This window comes from Gelatiniphilus marinus (genome assembly GCF_042684345.1).
Taxonomy (GTDB): domain Bacteria; phylum Bacteroidota; class Bacteroidia; order Flavobacteriales; family Flavobacteriaceae; genus Gelatiniphilus; species Gelatiniphilus marinus.
In genome coordinates, this window is record NZ_JBHULK010000008.1 from 14,882 (window position 1) to 23,963 (window position 9,082).

Genomic DNA, 9,082 nt, shown 5'->3' on the forward strand with positions numbered 1-9,082 from the left:
ATAAAATTTTTGTAATTTTATAAGATTGATAAAGAAGATCTTATAAAATTACATCTTCTTAAAAATATAGATTAATGGCAAAAGAAGAATTAGAATGCTCGTTTTGTGGACGAAAAAAACCTGAAACAAATTTATTAATAGCAGGCTTAGATGCCCACATTTGCGACCGTTGTATCGAGCAAGCTCACGGTATTGTACTAGAAGAATCCAAACAAACCGATAGCAGCGACTTATCTGCTGAGCTCAAACTTAGAAAACCACAGCAAATAAAAGCTTTTCTTGATGAATATATTATAGGGCAAGACATGACCAAAAAGGTTATGTCTGTAGCCGTTTACAACCATTACAAAAGATTATTGCAACCCCCAACTAAAGATGATATCGAGATTCAAAAATCAAACATCATCATGGTTGGCCAAACAGGAACCGGAAAAACACTAATGGCCAAAACAGTAGCAAGAATGCTAAATGTACCCCTTGCCATTGTTGACGCTACGGTTTTAACCGAAGCGGGCTACGTAGGCGAAGATGTAGAAAGCATTTTAACGCGCCTCTTGCAAGCCGCCGACTACAATCTGGAAAAGGCTGAAAAAGGCATTGTTTTTATTGATGAAATTGATAAAATTGCCCGTAAAAGCGATAACCCATCCATTACTCGCGATGTATCTGGCGAAGGTGTGCAACAAGCCCTATTGAAACTTTTAGAAGGTACCGTTGTTAACGTTCCGCCAAAAGGCGGGCGCAAGCATCCGGATCAAAAATTTATAGAGGTCAATACAGAAAATATTTTATTTATAGCAGGTGGTGCTTTTGATGGCATTGAACGGGTTATTTCTAAACGATTAAACATGCAGGCCGTTGGCTACAGCGCTTCAATGTCTGATGATGTGGTCGATCAAAATCATTTATTGCAGTATATTATCCCGAAAGATTTAAAAGACTTTGGATTAATTCCAGAAATTATTGGGCGACTACCCGTGTTAACCTATATGGATCCTTTAGATGCTAAAACACTTCGAGCTATTTTAACAGAGCCTAAAAATGCCATTATCAAGCAATACAAAAAGTTGTTTGATATGGATAACATTGAGTTTTCCATTACAGACGGTGCTTTAGATTTTATTGTAGGCAAAGCCATTGAATATAAACTTGGCGCTAGAGGGTTACGCTCGTTATGCGAAGAAATATTAACCGATGCCATGTTTGAATTACCAAGTAGCAACGAAAACAAACTTAACGTTACCAAAATATACGCAGAGAGCAAATTAACTAAAACCACCATTAAGAAACTTAAAGCCGTTTCGTAATTGTTTTAAATAGGTTTATTGCTGAATTACTAAATTAAAGCTGGCGGTTTTATAGTATTATACTAAAAAACATATAAGTCAACCGCTACTACAAATAAAAAAGAGACTGTTTTAAATGACAGTCTCTTTGCATTTATACTACCGTGGTATAAGTTTTTATTTTGATTAAGATATTCCATGTATTTACATTGAAAATTTATGTCTCAATAAGAATTACCCGGAAACAAAGATGTAACAACTATATCGGATCTTAAAAGAGTAGCCCCCAATGCGATATCTAATAAACTGATAAAAGCACTTAAAACAGTATTTTTACCAGAAGTTTTTATATAACTAATTATGTTTGCATTAACAACCTGTTCAATACCACATTCGCTAACGTTTGCAATTGCTATATTACGAATGGGATTCCCATTATAACCTTGTGGATAACCCATTTGACTGTATTCATTTATCCAAGCATTGTGAATGGTGTTGTCTATTCCATAATTATTATTTACCCAACAATATTGCATTTGTCTTGCCGCAGCTACATAGGCTATTGAAAATGCACGAAGTGGTGTAATTACAGGAGGGATACTTTAATCTCCTCCAAATAAATTATAAACAGCAGAAAATCCTTCAGCAAAATTATAAGCTAATAGCAGTAGTACTTCGCCTTCAATAAGCGGTATGGGAGACATAATATATTGGCTACGCAAGTGACTACCAGCCAACTGTACGCTTATAGCTGTGTTTGCCCCTTGCTGTGGCGCATCGTGGCTTATATACAAACGGGTATCGTGGGTTAAACCACGCCTCCATATCTGCCAATGCCCAACGGGCAATAACACCGCCCATACTTTGGCCAAAATAACATTTTGCTCTGTACTACCCACACTCGCTTTTTGTTGGTTTACCCAAGCTATTACTGCCTCTAAGGCGTAAGCGTTACGCTGTAAATAATCTACTCCATTATCCCAGTTTACATATATAATGTCATAATCTTGATTGCCTGTTGGAAAAAATGTTCCTCCTGTTAACAAATTTTGAAAATCCAAACTAAATGCATCATTAATTGCTCTAACGAAAGTAGATAAATCATTATCTCCAATAGTACCGCCTTGTGCAAAAAAGCCAGTATCTAAGCCTTCTGCAACAATTAATGGTTTAGTTATTAATCCATCACTATTAGCATCATCAATTTGTATGGTAGCAGAACTTGTTTGCCCTAAATAGGCACGCTTAGCTGGAATTGGTTGTGTTGGATAAATTACTTGTGCATTTAAAGTTAAATTCAATAGTATAATGAAAAAGTAGTGTAAATATAGTTTTATAATTTTTTTAGTTTGTAAATGTTAAATCAAATCTGCCATCAGTAATCGTTAATATTTCTCCTGATGTTGTTTCTTGTGCTTGAAAGTAAAACGTACCAGACATAATACCGTTTTGTTCATTAAATCTTGTAAAAGTTATTTCTCCAAAATTATTTTCATCAGTTTCATATTGTCCAGTTGATTCAGAAATATCAGTAACGTAGGTTGCCGAACCACCTGTAAATTCATTATCAGACGGTTGTAATAAATTGTTTTACAATCACTTTCTGTCTACAATATTTATATTGCCCACCAGAGAGCTGCACCTTGTAAGTCCAAGTATAATTACCAATTGTTGTATATGTTGTTGAAGCTGTAGCAGCATTATTTAGGCTTTTATAACCAGTACCATCGCCAAAATCAATATCAATGCTGCTAGTTGAGACGTTTTTTTGCCACAAAGTGGTTGGTAATGTAACTGCAACATTTGCTTTACTTAAAGTAATTACTGGAGAAGCTATTGCAAAAGTTATATTTGTATCGTAAGGGTTTTGCCAAACACCATTAATATATTTGTCGTCATATTTACCATTTACAACTTGTATTTTATTATTAGCTAAAGCATTGTTATTAATTTTAGAATAATTATATAGCAAACCACTTAAAACAACTGAGACAGTATTAGTGGTCTTGTTTGTATTGTTTTCTTGTTTTTGAAGATTTGCCCATTCGTTATACTCTTGCATTGGAGAAGCAATTCCTGAAACACCAGTGGCAGTTATTGAAGATACTAAGGTGTTATATATTTCTTTTTAATTGCCAATACTCAAGTAGTTATTAGTCTGTAAAGTACCATTATATTGACTTACATCAATAAAATCATAGCCATAATCAAGGTGAATATCATAAGGTATTCGTTTTTTTTCTAAAAGACTGAATACAGTATTCATATCAGATGCAACAGATGTATTCACATTTTGTGCATAATTAAAACTTATTGAAGACAATAGTGAAATAATTAAAATATTCGTTTTCATAAAGTCATTAAGTGTGAAAAAATTTAATTTCATAATTTTATTTTTTATTCAATATAAATATAAGAAAAAACACCATAAAGCATAAGCAATACTATGTACTTCATCGAAAACAGATGCTTTTTAATATTTAGTGCTGTGGGAAACCCGTAAAAAATTGAGTTTTAATAAATTTTAGGAAAGGAATAATTTGAAACTAGGTTCTATTTATGAGATTCCCTCCTTCGAGGGAATGATGAAATTGATAAAATCCCGATATGCATCGGAATGAGTTCAACTTGGTTTTAGGAAAAGAATTATGAGATGCTGAAACAAGTTCAGCACGACAACTTTAGTTGTCGAAATACCAATTAAACAAATCGGTCTGTAACCCAAAATTAAACCAAACCGTATTGTTTTTAAAGGTTGATGCGGTGGTGGCTTCGGGGTTAAAATTTCTAAACGTAATATCGGTAAACAGCTTTAAATTTGTTGCCGGATTTATTATATAACCCGCTTGCAGATTGCCGTTAAAGGTTTTTGTTTTTATACCTTGCCCCACTTCTACACCAGTATCAAAAGGTCGGTCGTTATAGTTTCTAAAAATATCTGCACCGTAGCTAAAATTATCGGTGCCCTCGTTAAAATCTAATCCGCGAACACCAAAAATAAGTTTAGCATCGGCAAACCAACGCTTGTAATGGTAACGCCCAATTATAATCGCTTCACTAAAGTTTGCACCCCATAAATGCGCCATAGATTGGTTGTTGTGTCCGTAATTTGTAGCAATCGTGTTGTGCGAATAGGTATAAGGCCGTATGCGGTTATATTCAAACTGAAGCATTAAATTATCAACTTTAAACACATTAAAATATTTAACACCTATTTGATAGCCGTATTTATTTTTCCAACTTCTTTCGCCACCTTTTATATCGCTCAGCGAGAATTCATCTAAAATAAACTGACTGTAAATATTCACATTATCGTTCCATTTATATTTTGCCGATGCGCCAATAATGGCATTTCCGGCATCTTGCCCCGTTTCAAACTCAATGGCTCTGTAAAAAATGATTGGGTTTAAATAGTTAACATCGAAGCCTCTGTTATTGGAATTCGTCCAAATAACCGATTCAAACAAACCTAAATTAAATCGTTTTGATACATTCCAACTTAAATAATGGTTGGCCATGTATTTGGTTAAAAACGCGCCATCTTCCGTAACTTCTGGTCGTACATCTTTTAGCCATAGCCAAGTATTGGTATATTTTATTTTCCAAAATTTGGTGTTCAATTTTAAAAATGGGTGCGGACTCGCCACATCGCTTAACAACAGCGAGCGGTACCCATCGCCAATAAAGTTTTTACCATGGCCAAACTGCATGTTAATAAATTTTGCTGGCGCGTACGACAAATAGGCTTCGGCAACCGGATAATCGTAAGAATCACTTTTAAATCGTTTTGCGATACCTCGCCCAGGAATTATCGCAGGGTCTGGACCAAAGGCTTTTAAACTCTCAGCATATTGATTAACATATTGTGCAAATCGCCCTTGACTCTCGAAAACCGAGGCGTAAAAATTGAGCTTTTTACCCAAACCACCTTGAACCAAAAATCCACGGGTATTGTTGTAGGTTGAGCTAAATTCGGCATCGGTATCTTTACCCACTTGCAAGTCGAAAATGGGGTCGATGGTAAACCAATAATCTTTACTTTGTATTTGCACTAAGTGTTCGTTCCAAAGTTTTTTTCTTGCCCAAGTATTGGCTTCTTTTTGGAGTTTTTGGTTTTCGTCTTTAAAATCGTAATAATTCGAAACTTCTTCGTAAACATAAGGTTTTGATGCCGTGTGGCTATTTGTTCCGATAAGATTCATTTGTCTATCAAATTTGGAATAATCGCTATGCGTAAAAGGAATATTTAACTGACTGGAATACCCTTTGTTTTCGAAGGTTTTTAAGCTTGCGTTTACACTATCAAACTCAGTTTTTGCAGCGGCTTCCAATTTAGAGATTGCGTTAACTTGTGTTGAATTTTTAGAACTGGCAGATGGATTTACCAATGGTATTTTAATTTCAATGGAATATTGTTTATAAGTCGTTCTTCCATTATAAGTTGCCGGTTTTACCTTGGGCAACAATGCAAAAACCCGTTTTGTTTCCGCTTTTAATTCGCTATAAATGGCATCGACATAAATCACTTTAAATGCACCTGTGGTATCCACTTCAAAAAGTACGGCAACGTTGCCTTTGTAATTTTCGTCTAAAGCTATTTGCGGCACTTTAAAACTGTTGTAAACGTGAGTGAATATGCTTTTATCAAAACATTGCTGCAAGGCTTCAATATTTACAGATTCGCAATTAGGAAAAACCGGCGGCTTTTCATATTGAAAAGTATCTTGGGCGAAGATATTATTTTGAACTAAAAGCAGAATTAGGACAAGGTATTGCTTCATAGGATTTAATAAGCATTGGTTTTGTGCTGAAAGATACTATATTTTTTAAGATTGATGGGCTTACTAAAGATTTGGGATATTATTTCGCAACATGCAATTGTAATGAGAACCGGAATAGATTCTGCTTGAAACAAAAAACAAAACCGGTATCAATTTAACTCGATAACGGTTTTGTTATTTATAAACGATAGCTTTTGTATTTCAATGCTGCACTTTAAACACAATGGGCAAAGCGTAAATAACACCCACGTTTTTATTTTGTTGTTTTCCGGGTGTCATTTCTGGTATTGTTTTAATAACACGCTTTGCTTCTTTTTCCAATTCTGGATGAGTGCCCCTAACTTTAACATGGGTTACGTTGCCTGTTTTATCAATTTTAAACTGTGTGCGAATAACTTGTTTTCCAGATAAGCCCAAATCATCACCAATACCTGTATTAAACTTTTTTTGGATAAGTTTGCTTATTTTTTCAGACATGCATTTACGCCTGTCGTTGTTTGTTTTTTTCTTTTCGCAACCGGGATAAATGGGTACTTGCTCTACAAAAGAGATAGGGACATCTACCTCTTCGGGTTCTGGAATAACCTCAATATCACCGGGGTCGATTGGTGGGTTTACATCATCTGAGGTTATTTCTGTTGGCTCATCTTTAAATAGCTTATCGGGTGCATCGTTGGGCACTTCTGTAAAGGTATTAAACTGTTTTTGTTTTTTCTTAACAGGCTCATTAAAAGTAGGCTTTACTGTTTTAATGATTGGTGTCGCGATGTAAAAAGGCTCTTCTATTTCGGGCAGATCGCCATAATTGGGAATTGTTGTTTTAAACTTCATTTCAAACAAACCATAGGCGACAAGCAGACATACAATTAAACCAATTTGAAAGTAAAGGGTTGTGTTTTTTTGCAAATTGGCATCGTGCTTTTGTGGTTTGCTAAAGGTTTGCTCCTTTTGCCGAATGAGCTTGTGGGTTTTCTTTGGAATTTTCATTTGTTATTGTTTAATTTCAAACTAAGGTGAAAATGCAATTCGCAAAACAAAATTTATACTTTTCAGAGTGTTTAAATCTGTATTTTGTTTGTGCTTATTTCATAATATTTATAGTTTAAATGTTAATATTATGGTAAAATAACAATAAGCATACCAAAAAAAATCCCGTTGCAATTCCGAAATTTCGGAATTGCAACGGGATTATATGCTTTAGAGTTTATAGGTAAACCCTAAAATTCTATTTAATGAGATTCCCGCTTTCGTGGCAATGACAAATTATTCTATATTTATTTAATCTTGCACCTGGAAAATAATAGGTAAAGAATATGGAACAGTTACGGCTTTACCACGTTGTTTACCTGGTTTCATTTTAGGTAACATTTTAATAACTCTAGCGGCTTCTTTTTCTAGAGCTGGATGTGGTGCTCTAGAGCGTATGCCTGTTATATTACCTGTTTTATCTATTTTAAAGATAACGTTAATACGCTGTCTTCCAGACAAACCTAAATCGCCGGCTAAATCTGTATTGAATTTTCTTTGTACAAATTTTGTGATTTTATCGGACATGCATTTTTTCTTGGCGGCATTGTTTCCTTTGTCGCATCCTGGAAAAACCGGTACGTTTTCAATAACCGCGAAAGGCACCTCAATATCTTCTTCTACTTCTTCAACCTCTACTTCTTCAACCTCTACAATTTCTGTTTCTTGATCGGCTTCTGTAGATTCGATTACGGTTTCCTCTACCTCTTCTTCATCTTCAACAACCTCAATAACTTCTGGTGCTGCGGGCGGTGGCGGTGGCGGTGGCGGGGTTTTTATTTGTTCGATAAGTGGGATTTCTTCTTCATCTAGATCGTCTAAATTCAGTTGTCCAATGTCGATAGCATCTTTATCGTAAACTTTGTAATTGATGGCGTAATTTGTTAAAAAAAGCATCAATACCAAACCAATTGCAAAATAAAGCGAACTGTTGCGCCCCACATTGGCTTTAGGATTTTTTTTGGGTTCCATAATTTAAATGTTTTTAGAAGATTGCTAAAATAACTATTTATTTGTCAATAAAGCAAGCGTTTATAATTTTTTAATAGGGGCGTTTTTGTTAACTAACAATATTATTGCCATAATTAGTACGCCCAAAGTATTGGCTATGGCATCATAAACATCGGTATGTCTTGATACGGTAATACTCCCTTGTAACACCTCAATTATTATACCAAAAACTATTGAGAAGACTGCCGCATATTGAACAGCCCTTGTTTTTTTTTGCTTAAACACAAAGAAAAAGGTGTTAAACCACAAAAAAGCCAAAACAGCATACACTAAAAAATGAAATATTTTATCACCAAATGACACCCCTACATCTGGCAAATTGTTAAGCCTAACAAGGCTTACTAATGCAAGTGCGAGCGAATAAAATACGGCGATTAAAAGTGCGTACTTTTTAAGCACCTATTAGTGCTTTATAATCGGTGGCAGACATAAGGCCTTCGGCCTGCGAAAGATCTGAGCATTTAAGCTTTATCATCCAGCCGTCGCCATAAGGATCGGTATTTACTTTTTCGGGTTCGTCTTCTAAGGTTTCGTTAAACTCAATAATTTCGCCAGATAAAGGCAAGAACAAATCGGATACGGTTTTTACAGCCTCTACAGAACCGAAAACTTCGTCGGCTTCAAGGGTTTCATCAACGGTTTCAACCTCAACATATACGATGTCGCCCAATTCGCTTTGTGCAAAATCTGTAATACCAATGGTGGCAACGTCGCCTTCAATACGAACCCACTCGTGGTCTTTGGTGTATTTTAATTCTGATGGAATATTCATTTATAATAATTTAATTTCGTTTATTTCTTTTGACAAATGTATTTATTCAATTGATAATTTCAAAATAAAAGAATTTCTTGAAACGAACTACCTTCGAGGCAGAGCTATAGAAGTGTTTTTCTCGTTTCATTTTGACCTTAGGTTCAAAAATCAAAATCCTTTTATTAAGATTTCCATTTTCATGGGAATGACAATTTAAACGGAAA

Annotated in this window: 10 protein-coding genes; 1 reads left to right on the forward strand and 9 read right to left on the reverse strand. The window is 35.0% G+C overall.

The window, feature by feature from the left end; genetic code table 11:
* Nucleotides 1-74: 74 nt before the first annotated feature.
* Entirely contained in the window at nucleotides 75-1,307 is a 1,233-nt protein-coding gene (gene clpX, locus ACFSQS_RS14660) for an ATP-dependent Clp protease ATP-binding subunit ClpX (protein ID WP_388020642.1), read from the forward strand.
* Nucleotides 1,308-1,510: 203 nt separating this feature from the next.
* Here clpX and ACFSQS_RS14665 read toward each other — a convergent pair whose 3' ends face one another.
* The 9 genes from ACFSQS_RS14665 to gcvH all read right to left on the reverse strand — a co-directional run bounded on the left by ACFSQS_RS14665 (nucleotide 1,511) and on the right by gcvH (nucleotide 8,876).
* Nucleotides 1,511-1,822: a hypothetical protein gene (locus ACFSQS_RS14665; RefSeq protein WP_388020645.1), complete on the reverse strand. Its 312-nt coding sequence runs from the start codon at nucleotides 1,820-1,822 to the stop codon at nucleotides 1,511-1,513.
* A gap of 66 nt (nucleotides 1,823-1,888) precedes the next feature.
* Nucleotides 1,889-2,587 (reverse strand): hypothetical protein, encoded by a 699-nt coding sequence (locus ACFSQS_RS14670; RefSeq protein WP_388020648.1) that lies wholly within the window; start codon nucleotides 2,585-2,587, stop codon nucleotides 1,889-1,891.
* Nucleotides 2,588-2,853: 266 nt separating this feature from the next.
* Nucleotides 2,854-3,348: a hypothetical protein gene (locus ACFSQS_RS14675; protein WP_388020651.1), complete on the reverse strand. Its 495-nt coding sequence runs from the start codon at nucleotides 3,346-3,348 to the stop codon at nucleotides 2,854-2,856.
* A gap of 66 nt (nucleotides 3,349-3,414) precedes the next feature.
* A complete protein-coding gene (locus ACFSQS_RS14680) occupies nucleotides 3,415-3,672 on the reverse strand; it encodes a hypothetical protein (protein ID WP_388020654.1) in 258 nt (85 codons plus the stop codon).
* A 295-nt stretch (nucleotides 3,673-3,967) separates the two neighbouring features.
* Entirely contained in the window at nucleotides 3,968-6,067 is a 2,100-nt protein-coding gene (locus tag ACFSQS_RS14685) for a gliding motility protein RemB (RefSeq protein WP_388020657.1), read from the reverse strand.
* Between the two features lie 201 nt (nucleotides 6,068-6,268).
* Nucleotides 6,269-7,054 carry an energy transducer TonB gene (locus ACFSQS_RS14690; RefSeq protein WP_388020660.1) on the reverse strand — a complete coding sequence of 262 codons (786 nt, stop codon included), beginning with the start codon at nucleotides 7,052-7,054 and terminating at the stop codon, nucleotides 6,269-6,271.
* A 291-nt stretch (nucleotides 7,055-7,345) separates the two neighbouring features.
* A complete protein-coding gene (locus ACFSQS_RS14695) occupies nucleotides 7,346-8,065 on the reverse strand; it encodes an energy transducer TonB (RefSeq protein ID WP_388020663.1) in 720 nt (239 codons plus the stop codon).
* Nucleotides 8,066-8,125: 60 nt separating this feature from the next.
* The gene (locus ACFSQS_RS14700) at nucleotides 8,126-8,503 is read right to left on the reverse strand and encodes a VanZ family protein (protein WP_388020666.1); all 378 of its coding nucleotides are present in this window, start codon (nucleotides 8,501-8,503) and stop codon (nucleotides 8,126-8,128) included.
* Nucleotides 8,496-8,876 (reverse strand): glycine cleavage system protein GcvH, encoded by a 381-nt coding sequence (gene gcvH, locus ACFSQS_RS14705; RefSeq protein WP_388020669.1) that lies wholly within the window; start codon nucleotides 8,874-8,876, stop codon nucleotides 8,496-8,498. The genes ACFSQS_RS14700 and gcvH overlap by 8 nt, the downstream gene beginning before the upstream one ends.
* Between the last annotated feature and the right edge of the window lie 206 nt (nucleotides 8,877-9,082).

Bases quoted from the DNA above. Each gene is read 5' to 3' on its own strand.
- clpX (WP_388020642.1), top strand. From the start codon at position 75: ATGGCAAAAGAAGAATTAGAATGCTCGTTTTGTGGACGAAAAAAACCT.
- ACFSQS_RS14665 (WP_388020645.1), bottom strand. From the start codon at position 1,822: ATGCAATATTGTTGGGTAAATAATAATTATGGAATAGACAACACCATT.
- ACFSQS_RS14675 (WP_388020651.1), bottom strand. From the start codon at position 3,348: ATGCAAGAGTATAACGAATGGGCAAATCTTCAAAAACAAGAAAACAAT.
- ACFSQS_RS14680 (WP_388020654.1), bottom strand. From the start codon at position 3,672: ATGAAATTAAATTTTTTCACACTTAATGACTTTATGAAAACGAATATT.
- ACFSQS_RS14685 (WP_388020657.1), bottom strand. From the start codon at position 6,067: ATGAAGCAATACCTTGTCCTAATTCTGCTTTTAGTTCAAAATAATATC.
- ACFSQS_RS14690 (WP_388020660.1), bottom strand. From the start codon at position 7,054: ATGAAAATTCCAAAGAAAACCCACAAGCTCATTCGGCAAAAGGAGCAA.
- ACFSQS_RS14695 (WP_388020663.1), bottom strand. From the start codon at position 8,065: ATGGAACCCAAAAAAAATCCTAAAGCCAATGTGGGGCGCAACAGTTCG.
- gcvH (WP_388020669.1), bottom strand. From the start codon at position 8,876: ATGAATATTCCATCAGAATTAAAATACACCAAAGACCACGAGTGGGTT.